This window comes from Ottowia flava, assembly GCF_008017535.1.
GTDB lineage: Bacteria > Pseudomonadota > Gammaproteobacteria > Burkholderiales > Burkholderiaceae_C > Ottowia > Ottowia flava.
In genome coordinates this window covers 20,171-45,836 of sequence record NZ_VRUA01000006.1, presented here as the reverse complement: position 1 = coordinate 45,836, position 25,666 = coordinate 20,171, and the positions used below count along the sequence as shown (strand labels likewise).

The 25,666-nt window shown below is 63.7% G+C and carries 21 protein-coding genes, 1 tRNA gene and 2 pseudogenes; 11 read left to right on the top strand and 13 right to left on the bottom strand.

The window, feature by feature from the left end; genetic code table 11:
- Nucleotides 1-6: 6 nt before the first annotated feature.
- The 5 genes from FVQ98_RS08310 to FVQ98_RS08290 form a co-directional block, all read right to left on the bottom strand.
- Nucleotides 7-1,617 carry an ABC transporter ATP-binding protein gene (locus tag FVQ98_RS08310; RefSeq protein ID WP_147912966.1) on the bottom strand — a complete coding sequence of 537 codons (1,611 nt, stop codon included), beginning with the start codon at nucleotides 1,615-1,617 and terminating at the stop codon, nucleotides 7-9.
- Nucleotides 1,618-1,717: 100 nt separating this feature from the next.
- Nucleotides 1,718-2,878, bottom strand: coding sequence for an ABC transporter permease (locus FVQ98_RS08305; protein ID WP_147912965.1), 1,161 nt, complete (start codon nucleotides 2,876-2,878; stop codon nucleotides 1,718-1,720).
- 16 nt (nucleotides 2,879-2,894) lie between these two features.
- Nucleotides 2,895-3,923 carry a microcin C ABC transporter permease YejB gene (locus FVQ98_RS08300; protein ID WP_147912964.1) on the bottom strand — a complete coding sequence of 343 codons (1,029 nt, stop codon included), beginning with the start codon at nucleotides 3,921-3,923 and terminating at the stop codon, nucleotides 2,895-2,897.
- Between the two features lie 18 nt (nucleotides 3,924-3,941).
- Complete coding sequence (locus FVQ98_RS08295) at nucleotides 3,942-5,066, bottom strand: acyltransferase family protein (protein WP_222707586.1); 1,125 nt, start codon at nucleotides 5,064-5,066, stop codon at nucleotides 3,942-3,944.
- 104 nt (nucleotides 5,067-5,170) lie between these two features.
- The gene (locus tag FVQ98_RS08290; RefSeq protein ID WP_147912962.1) at nucleotides 5,171-6,982 is read right to left on the bottom strand and encodes an extracellular solute-binding protein; all 1,812 of its coding nucleotides are present in this window, start codon (nucleotides 6,980-6,982) and stop codon (nucleotides 5,171-5,173) included.
- Between the two features lie 94 nt (nucleotides 6,983-7,076).
- Here FVQ98_RS08290 and fabI point away from each other — a divergent pair, with 94 nt between their 5' ends.
- On the top strand, nucleotides 7,077-7,880 hold the full coding sequence (fabI, locus tag FVQ98_RS08285) for an enoyl-ACP reductase FabI (protein WP_147912961.1): 804 nt from the start codon (nucleotides 7,077-7,079) through the stop codon (nucleotides 7,878-7,880).
- A 77-nt stretch (nucleotides 7,881-7,957) separates the two neighbouring features.
- Complete coding sequence (locus FVQ98_RS08280; RefSeq protein ID WP_147912960.1) at nucleotides 7,958-8,860, top strand: DNA ligase; 903 nt, start codon at nucleotides 7,958-7,960, stop codon at nucleotides 8,858-8,860.
- Between the two features lie 191 nt (nucleotides 8,861-9,051).
- Here the strand turns inward: FVQ98_RS08280 and FVQ98_RS08275 are convergent, their stop codons facing one another.
- Nucleotides 9,052-9,276 (bottom strand): YdcH family protein, encoded by a 225-nt coding sequence (locus tag FVQ98_RS08275; RefSeq protein WP_147912959.1) that lies wholly within the window; start codon nucleotides 9,274-9,276, stop codon nucleotides 9,052-9,054.
- 73 nt (nucleotides 9,277-9,349) lie between these two features.
- Nucleotides 9,350-11,716 carry an arginine/lysine/ornithine decarboxylase gene (locus tag FVQ98_RS08270; protein WP_147912958.1) on the bottom strand — a complete coding sequence of 789 codons (2,367 nt, stop codon included), beginning with the start codon at nucleotides 11,714-11,716 and terminating at the stop codon, nucleotides 9,350-9,352.
- 133 nt (nucleotides 11,717-11,849) lie between these two features.
- Here FVQ98_RS08270 and FVQ98_RS08265 point away from each other — a divergent pair, with 133 nt between their 5' ends.
- From FVQ98_RS08265 to FVQ98_RS08255, 3 genes are all read left to right on the top strand, one after another.
- Entirely contained in the window at nucleotides 11,850-12,281 is a 432-nt protein-coding gene (locus FVQ98_RS08265) for an NfeD family protein (RefSeq protein WP_147912957.1), read from the top strand.
- A gap of 86 nt (nucleotides 12,282-12,367) precedes the next feature.
- Nucleotides 12,368-13,309: an SPFH domain-containing protein gene (locus FVQ98_RS08260; RefSeq protein ID WP_147912956.1), complete on the top strand. Its 942-nt coding sequence runs from the start codon at nucleotides 12,368-12,370 to the stop codon at nucleotides 13,307-13,309.
- Between the two features lie 200 nt (nucleotides 13,310-13,509).
- Nucleotides 13,510-13,600, top strand: a tRNA-Ser gene (locus FVQ98_RS08255).
- A gap of 333 nt (nucleotides 13,601-13,933) precedes the next feature.
- On the opposite strand, the pseudogene FVQ98_RS19635 reads toward FVQ98_RS08255, so the two are convergent.
- The 6 genes and pseudogenes from FVQ98_RS19635 to ku form a co-directional block, all read right to left on the bottom strand.
- Nucleotides 13,934-14,164: pseudogene (locus FVQ98_RS19635) on the bottom strand (IS3 family transposase); the annotation flags it as partial.
- A gap of 246 nt (nucleotides 14,165-14,410) precedes the next feature.
- Nucleotides 14,411-14,488, bottom strand: a pseudogene (locus FVQ98_RS20295) (DUF5710 domain-containing protein); the annotation flags it as partial.
- 194 nt (nucleotides 14,489-14,682) lie between these two features.
- Nucleotides 14,683-14,958, bottom strand: a complete 276-nt coding sequence (locus tag FVQ98_RS08245; protein ID WP_255507701.1) for a hypothetical protein — start codon at nucleotides 14,956-14,958, stop codon at nucleotides 14,683-14,685.
- Nucleotides 14,959-15,068: 110 nt separating this feature from the next.
- Nucleotides 15,069-17,333 (bottom strand): exodeoxyribonuclease III, encoded by a 2,265-nt coding sequence (locus FVQ98_RS20290; protein WP_370512933.1) that lies wholly within the window; start codon nucleotides 17,331-17,333, stop codon nucleotides 15,069-15,071.
- A 4-nt stretch (nucleotides 17,334-17,337) separates the two neighbouring features.
- Nucleotides 17,338-17,520 (bottom strand): DUF3606 domain-containing protein, encoded by a 183-nt coding sequence (locus FVQ98_RS08235; RefSeq protein ID WP_147912955.1) that lies wholly within the window; start codon nucleotides 17,518-17,520, stop codon nucleotides 17,338-17,340.
- 27 nt (nucleotides 17,521-17,547) lie between these two features.
- The gene (gene ku / locus FVQ98_RS08230; protein WP_147912954.1) at nucleotides 17,548-18,474 is read right to left on the bottom strand and encodes a non-homologous end joining protein Ku; all 927 of its coding nucleotides are present in this window, start codon (nucleotides 18,472-18,474) and stop codon (nucleotides 17,548-17,550) included.
- 127 nt (nucleotides 18,475-18,601) lie between these two features.
- Here ku and FVQ98_RS08225 point away from each other — a divergent pair, with 127 nt between their 5' ends.
- The 6 genes from FVQ98_RS08225 (at nucleotide 18,602) to FVQ98_RS08200 (ending at nucleotide 25,627) form a co-directional block, all read left to right on the top strand.
- A complete protein-coding gene (locus tag FVQ98_RS08225; RefSeq protein ID WP_147912953.1) occupies nucleotides 18,602-18,949 on the top strand; it encodes a hypothetical protein in 348 nt (115 codons plus the stop codon).
- A gap of 409 nt (nucleotides 18,950-19,358) precedes the next feature.
- Nucleotides 19,359-20,084, top strand: a complete 726-nt coding sequence (gene imuA / locus FVQ98_RS08220; protein WP_370512935.1) for a translesion DNA synthesis-associated protein ImuA — start codon at nucleotides 19,359-19,361, stop codon at nucleotides 20,082-20,084.
- The gene (locus FVQ98_RS08215) at nucleotides 20,023-21,339 is read left to right on the top strand and encodes a Y-family DNA polymerase (RefSeq protein WP_147912951.1); all 1,317 of its coding nucleotides are present in this window, start codon (nucleotides 20,023-20,025) and stop codon (nucleotides 21,337-21,339) included. The genes imuA and FVQ98_RS08215 overlap by 62 nt, the downstream gene beginning before the upstream one ends.
- A gap of 7 nt (nucleotides 21,340-21,346) precedes the next feature.
- A complete protein-coding gene (locus tag FVQ98_RS08210) occupies nucleotides 21,347-24,472 on the top strand; it encodes an error-prone DNA polymerase (protein ID WP_147912950.1) in 3,126 nt (1,041 codons plus the stop codon).
- Between the two features lie 10 nt (nucleotides 24,473-24,482).
- Nucleotides 24,483-25,061: an alpha-ketoglutarate-dependent dioxygenase AlkB gene (locus tag FVQ98_RS08205; RefSeq protein ID WP_147912949.1), complete on the top strand. Its 579-nt coding sequence runs from the start codon at nucleotides 24,483-24,485 to the stop codon at nucleotides 25,059-25,061.
- A 293-nt stretch (nucleotides 25,062-25,354) separates the two neighbouring features.
- The gene (locus FVQ98_RS08200; RefSeq protein WP_147912948.1) at nucleotides 25,355-25,627 is read left to right on the top strand and encodes an adenine methyltransferase; all 273 of its coding nucleotides are present in this window, start codon (nucleotides 25,355-25,357) and stop codon (nucleotides 25,625-25,627) included.
- Nucleotides 25,628-25,666: the final 39 nt, after the last annotated feature.

Sequence of the window (25,666 nt, the reverse complement as noted above, 5' to 3'; positions counted from 1 at the left end):
GGCGAATCAGGCAGCCGCCAGCAGGCGCTGCGTGTACGGGTGCTGCGGCGCTCTCAGCACGCTGGCGACGGCGCCGGATTCCACCACGCGCCCGTCCTTCAGCACGATCACCTCGTGCGCCATGGCGTTGACCACGGCCACGTCGTGGGTGATCAGCAGGTAGCTCAGACCGCGGTCGCGCTGCAGGCGCTGCAGCAAGGCCAGCACCTGTTTCTGGATGGTGACGTCAAGCGCGCTGGTCGGCTCGTCCAGCACCAGCACCTCGGGCTGCACGATCAGCGCGCGCGCCAGAGCGATGCGCTGGCGCTGCCCGCCCGAAAACTCGTGTGGGTAGCGCGACAGCAGTTGCGGAAAGCGCGCCTCGTCTAGCCCGACCTCGGCCAGCTGCTCGGTCACGCGGACGGCGCGGGCATCGGCGTCCAGTTCGGGCGCGTGCACGCGCAGGCCTTCGCCAACGATCTCTTCCACCGTCATGCGCGGCGACAGCGATGAAAACGGGTCCTGAAACACCACCTGCACCACGCGCCGCAGCGGCTGGTCGGCAGCGGGCCGGTGTGTCCAGCCGCGCCCGTGTACGGCGAGATCACCGCTGACCTGGCGCGCCGCCAGCAGGCCCAGCGCGGCCTGCGCCAAGGTGGATTTGCCCGAGCCCGATTCGCCAATCACCCCCAGCGTGCGCCCGGGCGGCAGGGCAAAGCTGGCGTCTTCCAGGGCCACGAATTCGCCCTTCTTGAACCAGCCGCGCACGCCCGGCAGCGGTGTCGGGTAGGTCACGCGCAGCGCTTGCGCGGCGATGACGGGCGGGGTGCCGGGCGGCACGGGTGTGTCGACCACGTCGCGCTCGGGCCGGCTGGCCATCAGTTTTTGCGTGTAGGGTTGGCGCGGGTCGGCAAAGACCTGCTCGGTCGCGCCCTGCTCCACCAGCTGGCCGTGCTGCATGACGGCCACGCGGTCGGCAAAGCGGCGCACCAGGTTCAAGTCGTGCGTGATCATCAGCACCGCCATGCCGTGCTGGCGGCGCAGATCTTCCAGCAAGTCGAGGATTTGTCCGCGCAGGCTGACGTCGAGCGCCGTGGTCGGCTCATCGGCCAGCAGCAGCTTGGGTTCGCACGCGAGGGCCATGGCGATCATGGCGCGTTGGCGCTGGCCGCCCGACAGCTGGTGCGGGTAGCTTCCGGCGCGGCGCGCGGGCTCGGGGATGCCGGTGGACGCTAGCAACTCAATAGCTGCCTGCGCAGATTGAGCAGGCGTCAGCGCGCGTTTTAACCTTAAAACTTCGGCAATCTGCTCACCCACGCTCATCAGCGGGTTCAGCGCCGTCATCGGCTCCTGGAAGATCATGGCGATCTCGTCGCCGCGCAGGCCGCGCATGGCGCGCTCGGGCAGCGCCAGCAGGTCCTGCGTCTTGCCGTCCGCCGTGAACAGCGCCTGACCCGACAGCCGCGCGCCTTCCAGCAGGCGCAGCAGCGCCAGCGCCGTCACCGTCTTGCCGGAGCCCGATTCGCCCACCAGCGCCAGCTTTTCGCCCGGCGCGATCTGGAAGCTGACGCGGTCGACCACGGTCTTGCGGCCAAAGGCGACGCTCAGGCCTTGCACGTCGAGCAAAGGGGCGCTCATGGCTGCGGCCTTTCAGCCGCCGCGGGCTCACCAAAAGCTACAACTTCAATAGCTGGTTGCGCAGATGGCTGTAGGGCCAGAGGCCGATTTGGCTTGAAATTCATCCGCCCGCCCCTTGTGGCGCCGGTTTGTCCGACGCGGGCACGGGCGCACCGCCCAGGTGCGTGACATCCGGCGAGGCCAACGGCAGGTCGCCCTCGGCTGGCGGTGACACCTCGGCCTTGCGCGGGTCGAGCGCGTCGCGCAGCGCGTCGCCCATGAAGGTCAGCAGCAACAGCGTGACGACCAACACGGCGAAGGTGGACAGCGAGATCCACCACGCGTCGATGTTGTTCTTGCCCTGGCTCAGCAATTCGCCCAGGCTGGGCGTGCCGGGCGGCACGCCCAGGCCCAGGAAGTCGAGCGAAGTCAGCGCCAGGATGGCCGCGCTCATGCGGAACGGCAAAAAGGTGACCACCGGCGTCAGGCTGTTGGGCAGGATGTGGCGCCAGATGATCTGCCGGCTGGGCACGCCCAGGGCGCGCGCGCCCTTGACGTAGTCCAGCTGCCGGTTGCGCAGGAATTCGGCGCGCACGTAGTCCGACAGCCCCATCCACCCGAACAGGCTGAGCAGCACCAGCAGCAGCCCCAGGCTGGGCGAGAGGATGGCGCTGAAGATGATGAGCAGATACAGCTCGGGCATGGAGCCCCAGATTTCTATGAAGCGCTGGAAGGCCAGGTCGGTCTTGCCGCCGAAATAGCCCTGCACCGCCCCGGCCGCAATGCCCAGGATGACGCCCACGCTGGTCAGCGCCAGGGCGAACAGCACGCTGACGCGAAAGCCGTAGATCAGTTGGGCCAGCAAATCGCGCCCACGGTCGTCGGTGCCCAGCCAGTTGTCGCGGCTGGGCGGCGCAGGGTTGGGCTCTTTCACGAAGTAATTCAGCGTCTTCGGGCCGTACGGGTTGGGCGGGTAGAGCGCGAAGTTGCCGGGCCGGTCGAACTGGTGGCGGATGTAGGGGTCGAGGTAGTCGGTCTCGGTCTCGAAATCGCCGCCAAAGGTCTTTTCCGGGTAGGTCTGCACCAGCGGGAAGTACCAGGGCCCGTCGTAGCGCAGCAGCAGCGGCTTGTCGTTGGACAACACCTCGGCGAAGAGGCTGAGCACGACCAGGGCGCCAAAGACCAGCAGGCTCCAGTAACCCAGCCGGTTGCGCCGGAAGCGCTGCCAGGCGCGCGCGGCGGGCGAACGCGGGGGGGCGGCCGAAGGCGCGGAGGCGGACATGGCGGACGCGCTCATCTCAGTCGAACTTCACCCGGGGGTCGACCCAGACGTAGCACAGGTCGCTGATCAGCTTGGTCACCAGACCGATCAGCGTGAACAGGAACAGCGTGCCCAGCACCACCGGGTAGTCGCGCCGGATCACGCTTTCGTAACTGAGCAGGCCCAGCCCGTCGAGTGAGAACAGCGTCTCGATCAACAGCGAGCCGGTGAAAAACGCACCGATGAAGGCGGCCGGAAAGCCGGTCACGATGGGAATCAGCGCGTTGCGGAACACGTGCTTCCACAGCACCTGCCGATCCGTCAGCCCCTTGGCGCGCGCGGTCAGCACGTACTGCTTGCGGATCTCTTCCAGGAACGAGTTCTTGGTCAGCATGGCCGTGACGGCAAAGCTGCCCAGCACCATAGCCGTCACCGGCAGCGTGATGTGCCAAAGGTAGTCCACGATCTTGCCGCCCCAGCTCAGTTCGTCAAAGTTGGCCGAGGTCAGCCCGCGCAGCGGAAACCACTGCAGCTGCCCGCCAAAAATCACCAGCAGCGCCACGCCCAGCACGAAGCCCGGGATCGCGTAACCAATCAACACGATCAGCGTGGTGACGAAATCAAAGCGCGAGCCGGCCCGCACCGCCTTGGCCACACCCAGCGGCACGCTGATCAGGTAGCTGATGAAAAAGGTCCACAGCCCCAGGCTGATCGACACCGGCAGCTTTTCGCGGATCAGCTGCCACACGTCCTTGTTCTGGAAAAAGCTGCGCCCCAAGTCGAACCGCGCGAACTGCCCGAGCATCTGCATGAAGCGCTCGGGCGCGGGCTTGTCAAAGCCGTACAGCTTCTTGATTTCCTCCAGCCGCTTCGGGTCCACGCCCTGCGCGCCGCGGTAAGCCATGCCCCCGCCCTCCGCACCGCCGCCCGCACCAGCGCGCGCCTCGGCTAGGTACTGCTCCACCGGGCCGCCGGGCACGAACTGGATCACCGCGAAAGTCAGCAGCAGCACGCCCAGCAAGGTGGGCAGCATGAGCAGGAGGCGCTTGAGGATGTAGACGAACATGAGGCGGCGCCCATTGTGTCATCCCGACGTCGGCTGTTTCGTCAAGCCCTTATCCCTCTTGGGACGCGAGAGCAACCAGCGGTGTAGAGGGCGTTCCAACCAACGGAAACTCAGCCACCCCAGCAGCGCCGAACTCACCACGTACCCCAGCAACGTCAGCCACGGCCGGCTCTGCATCCAGGCACCCACCTCGGGACTACGCGTGGCAAGGCGATGCGTGCCCAACAGCACCAGCGGATGCCACAGGTACCACTGGTAACTGATGGCCGCGATGAAGGCAGCCACCGGACGCCAGCGAGGGCCCGAGAACCAGTTGCGCCGCAAAGTCAGGTAGGCGAGGCACACCGATGCGACGGGCGGCAATGTGATCAATGTCAGCAACGCCAGCACAGACGCCGTCTGGGTCAGATCGGCCTGGTCCGCGCGCAAGCTCGGTATCACCAACATGCAGATCAGCGGCATGGCCAGCGCGGCGACTAAGCCCAATGGCAATGCACCGCGCCAAGCTTGTCCTTCGGCCTGAGCGCGGTACAACATGGCGCCCATCAACAAGGCGACGATATTGAAGCTGGTGAACTGGTAGACATTGAGCAACGCCGCCAGGCGCGCTTCCTGCGTGGGTGGCGCCCCCAAGAGGTACGCCGCGTGCCCAATCCACACCACGACCGCGAGCGCCGCAATGCTGCGCGGCCTCAGCCATCGATACGCCGCCCAAAACAGCATCGGTGCGAGCGCGTAGAACTGGATCTCCACCGCCAGACTCCACAAATGTCCCGACATGCCGGAGGAGATAGAGGCACTGCCGTTGTGCAACGCCGTCAGATGCAGCAACCAGACCCTGGCGTCCGTCACACCATTCAACCACCCGAACACGATGACGGCCAGCACGAACATGGGATAGATCTTGGCCAAGCGGTGCCGATAGAACGTGGTGACGGGTATGCCGCTCGCCAGTTGCCGCGTGATCAAAAAACCGCTCAGCACAAAGAACAACGGCACCCCGAAATTGGTCGCGATCAGAAGCCAGACAACGTGGCCACTGATGCCCGGCAGATCTGGCATAAAAGCCATCGCACCGTGGGCAAGCACCACATGCACGATCGCGATGGCGCGCAAGGTGTCCAGCCCGGTCAGCCGGACCACGGAATCATGGGGCACCATGGGCCCCGCAGACAACGGCAGAGAAGGCACCTGACTGTGGGGAAACAGGCACGCTTGGCGCGGGGCCAGATTTCGCGTCGATCAAATCACTTCTGGACATGCTTCGCCCACCACGTATCCACCGCCCAGGTTTCGCCTTGAAAGTACGGCGGCACGACCTGCGGCAGCGCCAGGCGCCAGGCGTTGTAGGCCAGACGGTGGGTAGCGGAATACCACTGGGGCAACAGGTAATGGCTGTGGCTGACGACGCGCTCGAGTGCGCGGCAGGCGGCCAGGTAGTCGTCGTGCGTTTTGGCGCCGACCATGTGGCTGATCAGGCTGTCGACGGCGGGGCTTTTGACGCCAGCGAAGTTGCCTGAATCTTCCGTGTCGGCGGCTTGGCTGCCGAACAGGTCGGCGTATTCCTGGCCGGGGTTGGGCGTGCCGCCGTAGGCGATGCTGGTGATGTCGAATTCAAACTTCTGCAGCCTCTGCTGGTAGAGCGCGAAGTCGACGGGCCGGAAGTTCAGCTGCACGCCCAGCTTTTCCAGGTTGCGGATCCAGGGGGACACCACACGCGCGCCGGTTTCGGCGCTGTCCAGGTACTCCAGCACCATGGGCTGCCCCTGGGCGTTGCGCAGCACGCCGTCCTGCACCGTCCAGCCGGCTTCGCGCAGCAGTGCCTGGGCCTGTCGGAGGTTTTCGCGCAGGCCACCGACTTTCGGGTCTTTGGGCTGGTCGGTGCGCGGCGGTGCGTAGGTGGGGCCGAAAGCGGCGGCCGGTATCTGCTGGCGGAACGGCGCCATCAGCGCCAATTCCGCTTCGCTGGGCATGCCGGTGGCGGCGCAGCTGGTGTTGCCGAACAACCCGTGCACGCGCTGGTACGCGCTGTAGAACATGGTGCGGTTCATCCACTCGAAGTCGATCGCCATGCCCAGCGCCTGGCGCACGCGGACGTCTTGCAGCAGCGGGCGGCGCGTGTTGAGCACATAGCTTTGAAAGCCCGTGGGCCGCTGGTGCTTGAATTCGCCCTTGACCAGTTCGCCCGAATCGAAGCGCTTGCCATTGACGCGGCGCGCCCAGTCGCCCGCCGAGTAAAACGCCATCAGATCGAATTCACCGGCCTTCAGCGCCTCCAGCCGCGCCGTGTTGTCCTTGTAGATCTTGACCAGCACGCGGTCGAAGTTGGCCGTGCCCTTGCGCACATTCAAGTCACGCGCCCAGTACTTCGGGTCGCGCACATAGGTGATGTCCTTGCCGAACTTCACCGGGCCGATCTTGTACGGGCCCGAGCCGATCGGCTCGTCCATCACCACCTCGTTGAAGGGCTTGCCCGCGCCCCATTTCCGGCTGAACACCGGCAGACCGCCCACGGTAAGCGGCAACTCGCGGTTGGGCTGCCTGAAGCGGTAGCGCACGGTGCGCGTGTTGACCACGTCCAGCCCCGCCACGTCGGCCAGCACGGTCTTGTAGGCGGGCGAGGTGTGCGGGCCCATCAGCGTGTCGTAGCTGTGCTTGACGTCGGCCGCCAGCACCGCGTCGCCATTGTGAAAGCGCGCCTCGGGCCGCAGGCGGAAGGTGGCCGACAGGCCGTCGGGCGCGACGGTGACATCCTCGGCCAGCAAGCCGTAGGCCGCGCCTTCCTCATCCAGCGAGCCGGTCAGCAGCGAATCGAACATCAGCTGCGACAAATACGCCGGCGCGTTGCCCTTGATGGTGAACGGGTTGTACTTGTCGAACGTCGACACGCGCAGGTTGCTGACCAGGCGGATCTCGCCGCCCTTGGGCGCAGCCGGGTTGACGTAGGAAAAATGATCAAAGCCCGCGGGGTACTTCATGTCGCCCCACAGGGCGTAGCCGTGCGCCGCCCACACCGGGGCGCACAGCATCAGACCGGCAGTGGCAAGCCAAACACGCATGCGACAATTCTGCCGCCAAATTCGGCGGTCGCTTTTTCAGGCGGGACACCCCCGCGGCGCGGCCGCTCGCAGCACATCCACAGGAGAACCTCGCATGTCCCACCCCACCGGCTTTCTGAGCGGCAAGAAGCTGCTGATCACCGGCGTGTTGTCCAACCGCTCCATCGCCTACGGCATTGCACGCGCCTGCCGCCAGCAGGGTGCCGAGCTGGCCTTCAGCTACGTGGGCGAGCGCTTCAAGGACCGCATCACGGAATTCGCCGCCGAGTTCGACTCCAAGCTGATCTTCGACTGCGACGTGGGCAACGACGAGCAGATTGAAGCCACCTTCAAGGGTATCGGCGACGCCTGGGGCAAGTTCGACGGCTTCGTGCACGCCATCGGCTTTGCGCCGCGCGAGGCGATTACCGGCAACTTCTTCGATGGCCTCTCGCGCGAGAACTACCGCATCGCCCACGACATCAGCGCCTACAGCTTCCCCGGCATGGCCAAGGCGGCCCTGCCCTACCTGAGCGACAAGGCCTCGCTGCTGACGCTGTCTTACCTGGGTGCGCTGCGCAGCATCCCCAACTACAACACCATGGGCCTGGCCAAGGCCAGCCTGGAAGCCAGCGTGCGCTACATGGCTGAAGCGCTGGGCGGCAAGGGCATCCGCGTCAACGGCATCAGCGCCGGGCCGATCAAAACCCTGGCCGCCAGCGGCATCAAGGACTTCGGCAAGCTGCTGGGCTACGTCGCCAGCGCCTCACCGCTGCGCCGCAACGTGACGATTGAGGACGTGGGCAACGTCGCCGCCTTCCTGCTGAGCGACCTGGCCAGCGGCGTGACGGCCGAGATCACCTACGTCGACGGTGGCTTCAGCCAGACGGCCGGTTTGTCGGCCGACATGGTGGGCTGATCGCCAAGGGGCGATTTCAAGCCAAATCGACCGTCCGTCCTACAACCATCTGCGCGAGCAGCTACTTTTTAGATAGCATGAAGCGGCGCCAGCTGTTGTGGTCAGGACTGGCAGCGGCGATCTGCACGCCCGTCTGGGCCGCCGAGTCGCCTTCTTCCAACCCTTCGGCCAACGCACCTTCGGCCGCGCCTGCGCTGCAACTGGCCGGCCGCTGGCGCCCTGGGCTGGACGTCACCGCCTACTGGGTCAGTGAGAAGTACGACGGCGTGCGCGGCTACTGGGACGGCCGCCAGCTGATCACGCGTGGCGGCGAGCGCGTCAACGTCCCCGCGTGGTTCACCGCCGGCTGGCCGGCCGAGCCCATGGATGGCGAGCTGTGGGCCGGCCGCGGCGCGTTCGAACACGCCCAGTCCACCATCGCCCGCCTGCAGCCCGACGACGCCGCCTGGCGCCGTCTGCGCTTCATGGTGTTCGACTGGCCGGCGCATGCAGGCGACTTCAGCGCGCGGCTGGCCGTGTTGAACACCCGCATCGCGCAGGCCAAGTCGCCCACGCTGCAGGCCGTGCCGCAGCGCCGTGTGGCGACCGAAACCGCCTTGCAGGCGCTGCTGCGCGAGGTGGTGGCGGGCGGCGGCGAAGGCCTGATGCTGCACCGCGGCGACGCGCCCTACCGCGTGGGACGGGGCGACGAGTTGCTCAAGCTCAAACTGCACGACGACGCCGAGGCGCGCGTCGTCGGCCACCTGCCGGGCCAGGGCAAGTACGCTGGGCGCCTGGGCGCGCTGCTGGTGGAAACGCCCGAAGGCCGGCGCTTTCGGCTGGGCTCGGGCTTGACCGACGCGCAGCGCGCCGACCCGCCGCCGGTTGGCAGCTGGGTCACTTACCGCTACCGCGGACTGCACGAGAAAAGCGGGCTGCCGCGCTTTGCCAGCCTCGTGCGCGTGCGCACGGACGAGCCGCGCTTTCGCCCGCTGCGCTGACCTACCCAGAAACAGGCACCGGCACGGTGCTGCACCACGGCAGCTTGCCGCACTTTTTTGCTATCTTTTCAGAAGCTGCCTGCGCAGGTGGCTGTAGCGCTGGAAGCCCATCTGGCTTGAAAAAACAAAACCCGCCGAAGCGGGTGGGCGTCACGCTGCGCGAGGCAGCGTGCGTGGGCGTGGCCTGACTGTCAGGCCGCCGCTTCCTGTCTGAGCAAGCTGTACAGCTCGTCCTTGATGCGCAGTTTTTCCTTCTTCAGCGCTTCGATCTCGGTGTGCACGCCGCCCGCGTCGTGCAGCTCCATGCCCGAAATCTTGTGGTCCAAGTCGTTGTGCTTCTCGAACAGGTGCAAAAAGCGCTGGTTCGTACCTTCCGCCTTCAAGCGCGTGATGAGCTCGCGGTATTCAGGAAACATCGTTTCTCCTTTCAAGTGGTCGGTTAGGACTGCTAGGTTAACCGCAGAAACGACCTGGCGCGAACGCCGGTGGTCAGAAGTTGCTCTTGTAGGGTGAGTCGGAAGCGGTGGCGATCATGTCCTGGATGTCGGTCACCGGGGCAATCTGCTTGGGCACACTGCCCTGCGCCACACAGTCCGCAAAATACCGAACCTTGCCGTCGTCGTCCTTGACCTCAACCAGGCCATGGATATCGGTCTCGAAACCAGGGCACTCCACGGCAAAGTCGCGCGCGAACTTCAGGTAGTCGACGATCTTCTTGTTGAACACCTCGCCCGGGATCAGCAGCGGGATACCCGGTGGGTACGGCGTGATCAGCGCGGTGGTGATGCGCCCTTCGAGCTTGTCGATCTCGACCCGCTCGACCTGACGGCGCGCGATGCAGGCGTAGGCGTCCGCAGGAATCATGGCCGGCGTCAGTTCGGACAGGTACATGTCGGTGGTCAGGCGCGCAATGTCGTAGCGCGCGTACAGCTGGTGCACATGCTGGCACAGATCGCGCAGGCCCATGCGCTCGTAGCGGCGGTGCTGAGCGCAGAACTCCGGCATGATCCGCCACATCGGCTGATTGCGGTCGTAGTCGTCCTTGAACTGCTGCAGCGCCGTCAGCAGCGTGTTCCAGCGGCCCTTCGTGATGCCGATGGTGAACATGATGAAGAAGCTGTAGAGGCCCGTCTTTTCGACCACCACGCCGTGCTCCGCCAGGAACTTGGTGACGATGCTGGCGGGAATGCCGGTCTTGTCGAACTTGCCGTCGAGGTTGAGGCCGGGCGTGACGATGGTGGCCTTGATCGGGTCGAGCATGTTGAAGCCCGTGGCCAGCTTGCCAAAGCCGTGCCAGCTTTTGGACTTGGCGCTACCGTTCTTGATGATCCAGTCGTCCGAGCGGCCAATGCCCTGCTTGGCCAGCTTGTCCGGGCCCCAGACCTGGAACCACCAGTCGCCCTTGCCGAAGTCGTCTTCCACCTTGCGCATGGCGCGGCGGAAATCCAGCGCTTCGCTGATGCTTTCTTCAACCATGGCGGTGCCGCCGGGCGGCTCCATCATGGCGGCGGCCACGTCGCAGCTGGCGATGATGCTGTACTGCGGGCTGGTCGAGGTGTGCATCAGATACGCCTCGTTGAACAGGTAGCGGTCCAGCTTGACGTTCTGCGAGTCCTGCACCAGCACGTGGCTGGCCTGGCTGATACCGGCCAGCAGCTTGTGGATGGACTGCGTGGAATACACCACCGACTGCATCGGCCGCGCGCGCTTCTTGCCCATGGCGTGGTAGCTGCCGTAGAACGGGTGGAAGGCGGCGTGCGGCAGCCAGGCTTCGTCAAAGTGCAGGTTGTCGACATAGCCGTCCAGCATGCCCTTGATGGCCTCGGTGTCGTACAGCACGCCGTCGTAAGTGGACTGCGTGAGCGTCAGGATGCGCGGCTTGACCTTGTCGGCGTCGACGTGTTTGAGCAGCGGGTTGGCGCGAATCTTGGCCTGGATGGTCGCGGGCTCGAACTCACTCTTCGGGATCGGCCCGATGATGCCGAAATGGTTGCGCGTAGGCTTCAGGAAGACGGGAATCGCACCCGTCATGATGATGGCGTGCAGGTTGCTTTTGTGGCAATTGCGGTCGACCACCACCACGTCGCCCGGGGCCACCGTGTGGTGCCAGACGATCTTGTTGCTGGTGCTGGTGCCGTTGGTGACAAAAAAGCAGTGGTCGGCGTTGAAGATGCGCGCAGCGTTGCGCTCAGACTCGCCAATGGCGCCGTTGTGGTCGAGCAGCTGGCCCAGCTCTTCAACGGCATTGCACACGTCGGCGCGCAGCATGTTCTCGCCATAGAACTGGTGGTACATCTGGCCGATGGGCGATTTGAGGAAGGCCACGCCGCCCGAATGCCCCGGACAGTGCCAACTGTAGGAGCCGTCTTCGGCGTAATCGAGCAGCGCCTTGAAGAACGGCGGTTGAATGCCTTCCAGGTAGCTCTTGGCCTCGCGCACGATGTGCTTGGCCACGAACTCGGGCGTGTCCTCGAACATGTGGATAAAGCCGTGCAGCTCGCGCAGCACGTCGTTGGGCAGGTGCTGGCTGGTCTTGGTTTCGCCGTGCAGGTAGATCGGCACATCTTCGTTCTTGCGCCGCACTTCCTGGATGAAGGCGCGCAGCGCCTGCACCGCGGTGTCGGACTCGGGCGATTCGGGGTCGCTGCCCAGCTCCTCGTCGTCGATCGACAAAATGAAGGCGCTGGCACGGCTTTGCTGCTGTGCAAACTGGGACAGATCGCCGTAGCTGGTGGCGCCCACCACCTCGAAGCCCTCTTCCTCGATGGCCTTGGCCAGCGCACGGATGCCCAGGCCAGACGTGTTCTCGGCGCGGTAGTCTTCGTCGATGATGACAATGGGGAAACGGAATTTCATGCGTCCAAACTCCAGCCGCCGGGCGGCGATGTAGCGCGCAAGTGTACGGAATCCGCATGTCCAGACACCGGGCAGTCGCAACAATGCACCACAATGTGCCTTGGACCAACACAACACCCGACCAACCGACGCTATGGACCTTGCCCAATCGACTTGGTGGTGGATTTTCACCGGCGCGCTGATCGCGCTGGAACTGATGGTGGGCACCTTCTACCTGCTCATGCTCGCCATCGGCACCGTTGCAGGCGCGCTGGCGGCGCATCTGGGCGCTTCCTTCACCACGCAACTGGTCACCGCCGCATTGGTGGGCGGCGCGGCCGTCGTGACCTGTTACATCGTCCGCCGGCCACGCCTCGGTGACCCATCGCCGCGCGCCCAGCGCAGCGTCAATCTGGACGTGGGCGAAACCGTGCAGGTTGACCACTGGAATGCCGACGGCACCGCCACCATTCGCTACCGCGGCGCCCCCTGGACGGTGATGCACCGCCCGGGCGTCATGCCCCGCCCGGGCGCCCACCGTGTCGCCGAACTGGTGGGCAGCCGCCTGCTGGTCGACCCCATTTGATCCACTGCCCATGACGCGCAGCCAGCGCCTGAAGGCCTCGGGCGCCCGGCTTCGCTATCCCGTTTCAGCAAGAAAGGAAGGACCCCTTGGAAATCGCCCTCATCATCGCCGTCATCGCGGCCATCTTCATCGTCCGATCGGTCAAGGTCGTGCCGCAGCAGAACGCCTGGGTGGTCGAACGCCTGGGCAAGTACCACGCCACGCTCTCGCCTGGCCTGAACTTCCTGGTGCCCTTCATCGACCGTGTGGCCTACAAGCACAGTCTGAAGGAAATCCCGCTGGACGTGCCCAGCCAGGTCTGTATCACACGCGACAACACGCAGCTGCAGGTGGACGGCATCATCTATTTCCAAGTCACCGACCCCATGCGCGCCAGCTACGGCTCCAGCAGCTACATCACCGCCATCACGCAGCTCGCCCAGACCACGCTGCGCAGCGTGATCGGCAAGCTGGAGCTGGACAAGACCTTTGAAGAACGCGACATGATCAACGCCAAGGTGGTCGAAGCCATCGACGAAGCCGCGCTGAACTGGGGCGTGAAAGTGCTGCGCTACGAGATCAAGGACCTGACGCCGCCCAACGAGATCCTGCGCTCCATGCAGGCCCAGATCACCGCCGAGCGTGAAAAGCGCGCCGTGATCGCCACGTCCGAAGGCAAGCGCCAGGAACAGATCAACCTGGCCGAGGGCATGAAGCAGGCCGCCATCGCCAAGTCCGAAGGTGAAAAGCAGGCCGCCATCAACACTGCGCAAGGCGAAGCCGCCGCCATCACCGAAGTGGCCAACGCCACCGCCATGGCCATCGCCCGCATTGGCGAATCGATCCAGCAACCCGGCGGCGAACAGGCCGTGCAACTGAAGGTGGCCGAAAAAGCCGTCGAAGCCTACGGCAAGCTGGCGGAAGAAGCGCAGACCACGCTGGTCGTGCCCAGCACCATGACCGAGGTGTCGGCCCTGATCAGCTCGGCCATGAAGATGGTGCAAGCCACGCGCGCCCCGGGCGCCGCCGACGTCACGCGCCGCCTGTAAGCTGCGGCAGCGCGGCCCGCTACGCTTTTGCTAGCTGGCCACGCAATTGGCTGTAGGGCCAGCGGCGTATTTCGTTCAGAAACGGGGCATTGACACGCCGTGTTCTGAAGCCTGTGAAACCGCTGCCAGCGCCCTGCCCGCAACCAGTTTCGCGTGACGGCCGAAAACGCCCGCGGCAAGCGGCTACAATACCGCGCTTCGGAGAGGTGGATGAGTGGTTTAAGTCGCACGCCTGGAAAGCGTGTGTGGGTTAATAGCCCACCGCGGGTTCGAATCCCGCCCTCTCCGCCAGTTGGCTTTTAAAATCAAAGACTTAGGCAAACATGCCGAATTTGTCCCACATAAAAGCCCACATAAAGCAAAAAGCTGCACCCTCATCGGTTGCAGCTTTTTTGTTTCTGAGCGCCAGCTTCATCTGAAAAAGTAGCCACCTCAAGCCCGCTTGGTTAATTCACTGCACCAAGCACCTACGATGCGATTGCAAGATGCAAGCAGCCAAGGTGACACGCAGCGGCTGCTGCCCTTCGGTCGCAGCAGTTGGCCGCATCTTGTTGGCCTCCATCCGGTGTTGGCGCCGATCTAAATTTGACCCACCGGGGGTGCGGATAAAAACTTGGACTGGTTTTATGCCGCAAGTCCAAGGCTCACCCGGTATTCAATCGGGCTGAGAGAGCCAAGGGAGATCTTGATCCGCTTCTCGTTGTACCAGCGGATGTAGTCGTCGAGCACCTCAATGAACTGCTCAACGGTGACGCTCTTCCAGTCCCGAGGATAGAACAGTTCATTCTTCAACCGACCGAAGAAGCCCTCGCACGCTGCGTTGTCAGGCGAGCAGGCCTTGCGGGACATGGAGCGGGTGTCCACCACCTCTACCAGGGTCCAGACGCCAGCCTTGAATGCCTGGGCCACGGCTGCGCTGACGCCCTGCAGCAGTTGGGACAGCGGCAAACCCTTCCTGGCATGCGTGACCAGGTCATGGGACGCAGCACTCTCCGGAGCCAGGAGGTCTCTGGACGTGCTGGGCGCAGGCGCATCTGTGGCGGGCAGCCATTGGGCAAAAGGCGCCAGCTCATAGCCTGCCGGGACATACCACTGCCGGCGGGTGGGATCCCACCGGGCGCCGAGCGCTTTGACTTTGTCCTTGTCCGCGAAGGAGGAAACGAGGTAGGTGTCGGTCATGTGGAGGTTGCACTCTACTGCCGTATTCGCGGTAGGTGCGGCTAGATGCGCTCAACTGTACTGGCAGTGCCGCCTAGGGCAGTCCTCTGGAATGGCGCATCGGATGGCTAATTTGCAGCGGGAGCTGACTTTCGAACCTCCATGGCGAACGACCCGTCTCGGCGGCACACCCGTCATTTAGGGTCGGCCTATCGCTACGTCGTAGTCCCAGCGTTGCTACGCAATTGCTTCGGCAACATCTTGTTCAGCTCCTCGTCGGTGAAGAAAAGCTCTTCCGCATTCTTGAGCGCCTCTTGCGCATCGCTGTAGGCCTTGCTGTTGGTTCTCGGCGCGGCCTTGTAGATGTCTTCCAACTCCGCGTTCAGGCGGTCGCGTTGCTGGCGAACTTCCTCGACCGGTCGCCCGTCTTGCAGGTCGACCAGCAGGCTGAGGAGAGCCTCGCGTGCGCCCCACAGCTTACCCCCGACCAAGTCGAGGGCATTCGTGATGCCATCGAAGACTTCAGCGCCTCCATCCGCATCCAGAAGATGCAGCAGCTCGGTCAGTTCGTCGACCGTGATGACCCGCTGCCGTATCTCTGCTATGCAGGCGACGGCGAGGAGCTGCGGCTGGAGTTCCAGGTGTGGAACTCAACCACGTTCATCTGCGCTGCCGAAATCAGCGCGTCGGCGGAGTTCACAGCCAAAAGCGCCTCGTGCCCGGGCCACAGGGCGGGGTCCAGTTCCTTGAGCCCCGGCATCTTGCTTTCCGGGTGCTTCTGAAAAAACAACTGCCCCATGATCCCGGTCGGCGCCCTGACCAGCGACGTCGGGCGATCCCTGAGATGGGGCAGCATCCACTCGGCAACGCTCTCGTAGTAGCGCACAAGATCAATCTTGCGCAATCCCGTGCTGGGGTCAATCACCCGGTCGGGATGGGTGATCTTGACCCTGGAGATCGAGGGCGCTGCCTTGGACTTTGTCGCAACGGGCGCAAGCACTGAGGCGGCTACGTCGAACACGAACATCACGATGTCCCGCGTGCGCGCGTTGTCGATCGCGTTCTGAAGGCGGTTGAAATCCGGGATACCGGCGTCGTTCAGCACCACGATTTCCCCATCCAGCCACGCGCGCGTCAGGCCAAGCTCGGCGATGCCATCGGCCACCTGTTGCAGCTTCTCGGTCCAGTCATTGCCGTTGCGCGTATAGAGACGAACCTCGTCTCCCTCCACGCGCGCCAGAATGCGATAGCCGTCGAACTTGGTCTCGATGATCCAGTCGCCCTCCGGGACCGACGACACCAGTGTGGCGAGTTGCGGCTCCAGCTTGGCAGGAAGGCGGGATTTTCTGGCGTTCGCCAGCGTTGGAGGTGTGGTTCGGAGTGCGGAGGCCGTCGTGCCAACGACCTGCTCACGTTCCTCCGCCAGGCCCAGCGGCGTCTCGACTACGCTGTCGGGCAGCGCGGTGATGACGTCGTACTCCGTGCTAGGCCGTGCCCAGGCGTCGCCGCGTTTCTTGAACAGCATCCACTGGTCCTGCTTCTTCTCGCCAGGCTTCGAGATGCGCACGAGTTCCCAAAGACCCGCATGCTTTTGGCCGTGGAGGTGGAACATGATCTTGCCCTTGCCCAGCCCGTCGCGAGGATCGCCCACGGGCTCCCACGTTCCGCGGTCCCAGATGATGACCTTGCCGGCGCCGTACTCGCCTTTGGGAATGCTCCCCTCGAAGCTGTTGTAGTCGATGGGGTGGTCCTCGACGTGGATGGCCATGGACTTGACCTTGGGGTCGAACGATGGTCCCTTGGGCACCGCCCAGCTCACCATCACGCCGTCCATCTCCAGCCGGAAGTCGTAGTGAAGACGGGACGCCCAGTGTTTCTGGATCACAAACTGCAATGGCTGCGCCGCGCCCTTTGAGCGACGAGGGAGCTTCGCCGCAGCGCCCGCAGGTTCGGCAGTCTTCGTGAAATCGCGCTTGGCCTTGTACTGTGCGAGCGGTTCAGGGGTGGATGGGGGTTCGGCTTTCGTCGTCCGCTCCGCTTTCTTCGAGCCAAGCGATTTCTTGGTATCGATGGTGGGCTTGCGCGCCGCTCGTGACTTCTCGAGAGCAATCTCCGCCCACACTGGGGCATGGTCGCTCGGACTCTCCTTGCCCCGTTCCTCGCGGTCCACTCCCGCGTCCTGCAGCTTCAGCGAGTGTCCAACCAGAATGTGGTCGATGCGCAGCCCGGCGTCGCGCTCCCATCGCTTGCGCCGGTAGTCCCAGAACGTGAAGGGCACCTTCTTGTGATACACCTTGCCAATGGCATCCGTCCACCCTTGTGCCAGGATGCTGGCAAAGGCGGCACGCGCCTCGGGCTGCAACAGCGCGTCATCGCGCCAAGTGTCGGGTTTGTAGATATCCGCATCCGTGGGCACAACATTCCAGTCGCCCAACAGCACCACAGGGTGACCGGAATGCCAGAGCTCCTCGGTCCGCCGCCGTAGGCGCTCGAACCAACGAAGCTTGTAGTCGAACTTGGGACCAGGCTGGGGATTGCCGTTGGGCAGGTACAGACAGGCAAACAAGATGCCATGGATGGCCGCCTCCAGGTAGCGCGCTTCCTTGTCTGCCGGGTCACCAGGCAACGCCGTGACGATGGGCAGAGGGTCTGCATTGCGGCTCAGTATGGCAACGCCGTTCCAGGTGCGCTGCCCCACCACCAGGCTGCTGTACCCGGCCTCCTGCAGCGCGGCGGTCGGAAAATCAGCCGTGGGGCATTTGATTTCCTGCAGGGCGACCACATCGGGCTGCGTGCGATGCAGCCAGTCAACCAATAGCGCTACACGCTTGTTGACGTTGTTGATGTTCCACGTCGCGACGCGCACAGGCTCACCGGGTGCCCTTCAGGTGTTCCTCGACAGCGGCAGCATCGTTGCCCACGGCACGGACCGCGGCTTCGAGTTGCTCCGGGGTCACGTTGAACTTCTTTGCCCAGTCGCGAACCTCGTACTCTTGGGAGAGGCTGATGCGTTTGCGGTCCTGGCCGCCGGATTGGGATTTGTCGTCGGGCATGTCGGCTCCTAAGGTCGAAACTGAAGATCAAGCGGCTTTGCGTTCAGTTCTGGACTTTCGCGCGGCAGATTTGGCGGGTGCCCTCTTAGGGGCAGTCATGGTGGAAGCCCTGCTTGCCTTCTTGGCAGGGGCTTTGGCAGCCGACTTGGCGCTGGGCTTTCCGCCGCCTTTGAGGCTGCGCTGAAGCAACGCGGTGAGATCGATGACATCGGCGGACTGAGGTGCTTCCTCCTCAGGTTCGAGCACCGTCTTTCCTTCCCCGGCCTTGGCTTTCTTCTCGACGAGTTTCATGACCTGAATGCGGAACTCATCCTTGAAGTCGGCGGGGTTCCACTTTCCGGACATTTCTTCGATGAGTTGCGTGGCCATCTTGAGTTCGGCTGCGCTCACGGACTTGCGACCCTCCCCCGGGAGATCGAGGCTGTCCAGCGTCTTGACCTCATCGCCCCAGCGCAGCAAGGACAGCACTAGCGCTGGTCCCGAAGGCACGAGTGCGGCCAGATGCTGCTTGGTCGCGATGACCACCTTGGCCAAGCCGATTTTTCCAGTGGAGATCAATGCTTCTCGCAGGAGGGCGTAGACCTTGTCGCTCTTGTTGATGGGCGCGACGTAGTAAGGGCGTTCCAAGAAGACAAACGGCAGTTCGTTGGCTTCGATGAACCGCTCAATGGTGATGGTCTGCGTGGTCTTGGGAAAGACGGCTTCGATTTCTTCGGGGCTGATGATGACGTACTTGTCGTCCTCGTACTCGACGCCTTTGACGATGTTCTCTTTGGTGATTTCGCGGCCGGTGCGCTTGTTCACGCGCTTGTAGCCCACCGGGTCCATGCTGCGCTTGTCGAGCCAGTCAAAGTCCACCCCCTCCTCCGTTGCTGCGGTGTGCAGGCCAACAGGGATGTGAACCAATCCGAAAGTGATGGCACCCTTCCAGAGGGTGCGGCTGCCAGTGGCCATGGAGCTCTCCGCAGTTTGATAGCGGAAAGTTTGGGCGGCTGCCTCGTTGACGGATGTAGGCAGCGACTTACCGTTGCCGTAGGTTTCGGCACATTCCCGCACCTGTCGTCGGTGCCTATGCTTCAGCATGGCCGATGTACTACGCCTCCTCGCCGTTCATGTTGCGGAGCCTGATCCCGGGCATTTTGAATGGGTCATCACGGAACGCGTGAACGAGGATCGATGGAGGGAAATCGACCGCGCTGAGGATGGATACAAAACCTACAAAACCGCCATGGCCAGTGGGCTGGTGGCATTGGAAGAGATGATCTCAGACCTGGATGTAGGGCCTCGCAGGGGCGTTGATCAGACCGACCACCCGCATACCCCACCTGAAGACACGGTCCAGCCAGCGCCATCCAATGGCAAGGATGCTGCCTCGGCCAAGGCGAAGCCAAAGAAGGCTGCCTACTTTGGTTTCGGCCCCATCCGGTAGCTAGGAAATCACTGCAAAAAGGGGCCCGCACAAGCGGGCCCAAAACACTCACAGCCGGCGCCTGATTCACCGGCAAATCCATCGTTTTCAATCCGATTCGCTGAAGAAGTAGGACGGTTTCCGAAATCGCTGCGGGTGCTGGACCGCGCCCCGTCAGGGATAGCTGAGTGATTTGAAGGTGTATTGCGGAGCGCGTTTCTCTCGGCGCCGCTACGGGCCGTGATCGCGCGCTACGAATTCCGATGGTGCTGTGTGCGCGGCGACCTAAGCCGTTTCAAGCATCTCGCCCGACTCATATACTGTTAATAAATACAGTATTTTGATCTACCCCCAAACCATGTCAGCCGCTGCCTCTTCCTCCCACCACGCCTTTCATCCAGGCGACCTTCCACGGCACATTGCCGAGGCAGTGTGGCGCGGCGGCGAGGTTGGCGACCCGGTTTCGCGAACGGTATCCTCCGGATTTACGGAGCTGGATAAGGAACTTCCAGGCGGGGGCTGGCCCACGCACAGCTTGACCGAACTGCTTATGCCGCAGGCGGCGCTTTGTGAATGGCGACTTCTCGGCCGCTCTCTCCCTGCTGTCATGGCGGATGGCGGCCGGGTTTACTTGATCGCACCCCCTAAGCAGCCGCACGTGGGGGGGCTGGAACAACTGGGCCTGTCTGCGGACCACGTTGTTTGGATTCATGCCACTACTCCCGTGGACCGTCTCTGGGTCACGGAGCAGATCGTTAAGTCCGACCCTGCGGGAGCCATCCTCTCCTGGCTGCCCCAGGCACGGCCGGAGCAGATCCGTCGCTTGCAGATACATGCCCAGTCGTGCGATGCACCCATTTTCCTGTTCCGCCCAGTGACTGCATTGCATGACACATCCCCCGCGCCGCTCAGGGTAGCGGTAGCTCTGGCTGGCGGCTGGCAGTTGGAGGTGCGCATTCCCAAGCGCAGAGGAGCATCGCTGGATGACGCGTTGTACTTGGCCGCGATGCCAGGAAACCTGGAGGCCGTCATCCCGCCCCGGCTCAAGACCGTGCCAGCACGTTCTACCGCTTTGTTTTCCGAGGAGGCTACCGATGCGCGGGCATTGGGCCGCATTGCTCCCCATTCCTCTGCCGGCCAGCCCGTCTCCCATTGATGCGACATCCCTCGGAATCTGGGCACTGCAGTTCACCCCTCGGGTGGCGTTGCTGGAAGATTCCGTCGTCGCAGAAGTATCGGGAAGCGCGCGCCTGTTCGGCGGCATGAAGGCGCTGCATCGGCTCATGGAAGCCGGTGCTGAGGAGCTAGGCGCCCGCGTAGCGTGGGCGCCCACGGGCACCTCAGCACTGGCTTTGGTACGCCATATGTCGGCGAGTGGGCCCTGTGATGGTTTCGAGTATCCCTTGGCCAAGATGTTGGACCCATTGCCGCTCGAAGCGCTCTCTGCCGTAGGTCTGCACCAGCCTACGCTGGCGCGTGTGGGTTGCCGCACGTTGGGCGACGTACGCAACCTACCGCGGGGTGGCCTCAGCCGCCGCTTTGATAAGAGGCTACTCTTGGCTTTGGACCAAGCCTACGGCCTGCGTCCGGAGGTTTACGAATGGCTGACTCTGCCCGAGACGTTCCACGCGCGGCTGGAATTGATGTCGCGGGTCGAGGCAGCACCCGCCTTGCTGTTCGGAGCGCGGCGACTGATGATCCAGATGGCCGGGTGGCTGGCGGCGCGGCGCTTGGGGGCTACGGCCTTCACCCTCAGGTGGTGCCACGATGTCATGCGCGCCAAGGATGCCGGCACCGGCGGCGAACTCACCGTCCGCACGGCGCAGCCCACTCAGAACGTGGAGCACTTCGCGCGGCTGCTGGCTGAGCACTTGTCCAAGGTGCAGCTCGCAGCGCCCGCTGGCGATATTGAATTGCTCGCCACGGAAGTCCTGCCCATCGTTGAAGAGAGCCGCTCGCTCATTCCCGAGACCTTGCGCAAAAGCGGAAGCACGGATCTAGCCCTGGAGCGCATCCAGGCGCGGCTGGGCGACACCAGTGTGCGCCGCCCGGTCTTGGCCGCAGACCACCGTCTGGAGTGGATGCAGAGTTGGCAATGTGAGGCACCACGCAATAGGGCAGCATCCCCATATGAACTGCCCTTGCCCAGCTGGGTCTTGGATGAGCCCCTGCGCCTCATCGAACGCGACAACCGTCCCTACTACCAAGGCCCTCTGCAGCTCCTGCTAGGTCCTGACCGCATCGAGGGGGGATGGTGGCACCGCAGCAGCGATGAAGCCGATGCACGGCCGCTCAACGTGCAGCGCGACTACTGGCTGGCACTGAGCCCGCATGCCGGTGTGCTGTGGGTGTTCCAGCAGCGCTTGGCCCGGGACCAGACCGCGTGGTTCCTCCACGGGCACTTTGCGTGAGGCCGGTATGTTGAGCCGTCCACCCCGAACGCTGCCGGAATACGTGGAACTGCGGTGTGTCTCGAATTTCACCTTTCTGCGAGGAGCGAGTGCGCCAGATGAGCTGGTGGAACGGGCCAGGGAGCTGGGCTACCAGGGACTGGCGATCACGGACGAGTGTTCCATGGCGGGAGTGGTTCGGGCGCATGTAGCTGCCAAGGCGGCGGGCCTGCCGCTGTTGCTGGGCTCCCAGTTCTGCATCCAGCCTCGGGACGACTCCGAGGCGGCGTTCACGCTGGTCGTGCTGGCCCAGAACTTGAATGGGTACGGCAACTTGTGCGCCTTTATCACCAAGTTGCGCCGATCCTCCGAGAAGGGCTCCTATCACCTCACCCTCGACCACATCAGTGGGTCGGAGGCGGAAGACTGCGTGGTCCTGTTGTGTCCGGACCGCAAGAGCACGGATGCGCAGCTGGAAGCGGCGGGGCTCTGGACGCTGAACCACTTCACAGGCAGGTGCTGGATTGGCGTGGACCAGGTGCGGCGGCTCGACGATGAACTCTGGTTGCACCGCATGCGCCAGCTGTCGGAGCTCACGGCTCTGCCGCTGGTGGCGGTTGGCGACGTTCATATGCATGTCCGCTCTCGCAAGCCGCTGCAAGATGTGCTCACGGCCACGCGGATCGGCAAGCCGCTCACGGAGTGCGGGCATGCTCTGCAGCGGAGCGCGGAGCAGCACTTGCGCACGCGGCTGCGCTTGGCGCAGACCTTCCCGGCTGAGCTGCTGGCAGAGACGTTGAATGTTGCGGCCAGGTGCAGTTTCAGCCTGGACGAACTGAAGTACCAGTACCCGGACGAGGTGGTGCCGGCTGGACATTCGGCGGCGAGCTACCTGCGCCAGGTGACCTACGAAGGGGCTGGCCGGCGCTGGCCCGCCGGCATACCGGCCAAGGTGCAGGGGCAGATCGAACATGAGCTTTCCCTGATTTGCGAGCTGCACTACGAGCATTACTTCCTCACCGTCTACGACATCGTGGCGTTTGCACGTTCCCGGCACATCCTCTGCCAGGGGCGTGGGTCGGCGGCCAACAGCGTGGTCTGCTACTGCTTGGGCGTCACAGAGGTGGACCCGGCACGCATGTCCGTGCTGTTCGAGCGTTTTATCTCCAAGGAGCGCAATGAGCCACCGGACATCGACATTGATTTCGAGCACCAACGCCGTGAAGAGGTGATCCAGTATCTTTACCAGAAGTACGGCCGGGACCGCGCGGCCCTCACGGCCACGGTGATCAGCTACCGGCCGAAGTCGGCGATCCGGGATGTCGGCAAGGCGCTCGGCTTCGACCTGGAGACGGTGGACGCGATCGCCAAGGGCCAGCAGTGGTTTGATGGCGCCGACGTGCGCCTGGAACGGTTTGATGAACTGGGCATGTCCACGGAGAACCTGCAGGTGCGCCAGCTCATCGTGCTCACCTGCCAACTGATAGGGTTTCCGCGGCACCTGTCGCAGCACACGGGAGGTTTCGTTCTCACCAAAGGATTGCTCTGCCGCATGGTGCCGGTGGAGAGCGCCTCCATGCCTGACCGCACAGTGATCGAGTGGGACAAGGATGATCTCGACGCCGCGGGCCTGCTCAAGGTGGACGTGCTGGCCCTGGGCATGCTGTCAGCCATTCGGCGTGCGCTCGACATGATCAGCGACCGGCGTGGCTACCAGTTCGGCATGCAAGACATCCCGGCCGAAGACCCTGACACCTACGACATGGTCTGCAAGGCGGACACCATCGGCGTGTTCCAGATTGAGAGCCGGGCGCAGATGAGCATGCTGCCACGGCTCAAGCCACGCTGCTTTTACGACCTCGTGATCGAGGTGGCCATCGTGCGCCCAGGACCCATTCAGGGTGGTATGGTGCATCCGTACCTGAATCGGCGCCAAGGCAAGGAGCCGGTGACCTATCCGAGCGAAGCCCTCAAGACGGCGCTGGGCCGCACGCTGGGCGTGCCGGTGTTCCAGGAACAGGTGATGCAAATCTCGATTCTGGCGGCCGGTTTCACCCCCGGCGAGGCCGATGGCTTGCGGCGGGCGATGGCCGCCTGGAAGCGCAAGGGCGGCCTGGGCAAGTACTACAGCAAGATCGTGGACGGGATGACTGCGCGCGGGTACGAGCGGGCTTTCGCGGAACAGATCTTTGAACAGATCAAGGGGTTCTCGGAATATGGGTTCCCGGAGAGCCATGCGGCCAGCTTTGCGTTGCTGGTCTATGCATCCTGCTGGATCAAGCGGCACGAGCCGGCAGCGTTTCTTGCGGCACTGCTGAACTCCCAACCCATGGGGTTCTACTCCCCAAGCCAGCTGGTGCAGGACGCAAGACGCCATGGCGTGGAGGTGCGGCCGGTGGATGTGATGTACAGCGATGTGGAGTCCTCGCTGGAGGACCTGCCGAATACACCCGCTGTGCGTCTGGGCCTGCACTTGGTCCGCGGGCTGCGGACCGATAGCGCAGAGCGCATCGTGCTTGCACGGGCGAAGGAGCCGTTCGACAACGCCGAGGAGCTGGCCCGCAGAGCACGGCTGGAACAGCATGAGATGAAGCTGCTGGCGGCCGCTGGAGCACTGGCCACGCTGTCCGGCCATCGGCGCCAGCAAGTTTGGGATGCCGCCGCGCTGCACGCGCCACCCGAACTTCTGCAGGAAGCGCCGGTGCATGAGGAGTTTCTGGAGCTGCCTGCAGCGCCGGAGGGAGAAGACGTGCTGTGGGACTACGCTTCCCTCGGCCTCACGCTGCGCACCCATCCCATGGCACTGCTGCGCAAGAAGCTCGACAAGTACAAGCTCAAGACGTCCGAGGAACTGCGGCGCATCCCTGACGGACGAATCGTGCGCACGGCGGGCATCGTGACGCTTCGGCAGCAGCCGGAGACGGCCAAGGGGACCATCTTTGTGTCACTGGAAGACGAGCACGGGGCCACCCAAGTGATCTGCTGGCGGCATATCAAAGAGGCGCAGCGGGAAGTGCTGTTGGGGTCGCGGCTGATGGCGGTGAAAGGACGGTGGCAGCGCGAGGGGGAAGTGTGCAACCTGATTGCGGAGCGGCTGGCGGATCTGTCGCCGATGCTGGGGCGGTTGGCGACCGAGAGCCGGGATTTCCGATAGGAGAAGCGGGATGACGCAGGCGACGCTGTTTGACGAAGGGCCGATCAATTCCTCCATCAAGGGACTGGTCTACGAGCCTGAGTTCCTGAGCCTTGACGAAGAGAAGGAGCTGATCGAAATCATCAAGACCCTGCCGCTGCATGCGGCGCGGTACAAGCAGTACGTGGCCAGGCGGCGAGTGGTGAGTTTTGGTGGGTCGTATGACTTTGATACGAATCAACTGCAGCCGGGTATCGCGCTTGATGAGCGCCTGCATGAGCTGCGGGATCGCGTGGCGGGATGGCTGGGCGTGCCGCCTGGCGACCTTGTCCATGCTTTGGTCGCAGAGTACGCGCCGGGGACGCCGCTGGGGTGGCATCGGGACGTGCCGGATTTTGAGACGATTGTGGGGGTGTCGCTGGGTGGGCACGCGACGCTGCGGTTCAGGCCGTACCCGGATGCTCCCGCTACACGCAAAGTGGTGCAGTTGGATGTGGCACCGAGATCCATCTACACGCTCGTAGGGGAAGCGCGGTGGGGGTGGCAGCACAGTGTGGCTCCGACGGGCGAGCTGCGGTGGTCTATTACCTTTAGGACTCGACGGTTGTGAGCGCCTGGATCTCGGAATACAACCGAAGACTGATATGCAGCGTAAGCTGTCTTCGCGTTGTGCCGACGCGAACGACTGCAACTTGCCCGCCAGCTGCCTGCGAACCGACTTGCTCGCGCTGCAGCCGCAGCGACTTCTGCAGGGGAGATAAATCAATCGCTGTATGCACAGGATCGGGAGATGTTCTCGATCAAAGTCAGTATTTCCAGAGTCATTCTCGCTGGTCATGAACGTGAAGGCGGCGGAAGCGGCAGACAAATTCGTCAATCAAGCGCTTCAGATTGAAGGCGTGGATGCCTTACGCATCGGCAACACCCAAGCGCCCGTGGCGACTGTCAGGTTTCCCGAAGCGGCCTGTCGCGAAGCCCAATCATGAAGCCGATTTAAAGCAGCGCACTCTCACGAATTTGTACAACGCTAGTCCTGCGTGGTTGGCGCTGGCGCACGAAGCACTGGACAAGGCCGTCGCGGCGGCATATGGCTGGAACGACTACGCGACGCAATGGCCGGACGAAGAAATCCTGCGCCGCCTGCTGGATCTGAACAAACAACGCAGCGGGAAGTAGCGGTAGCGCCATATTCGGAGTGAGTTTTGGCGTGATTTC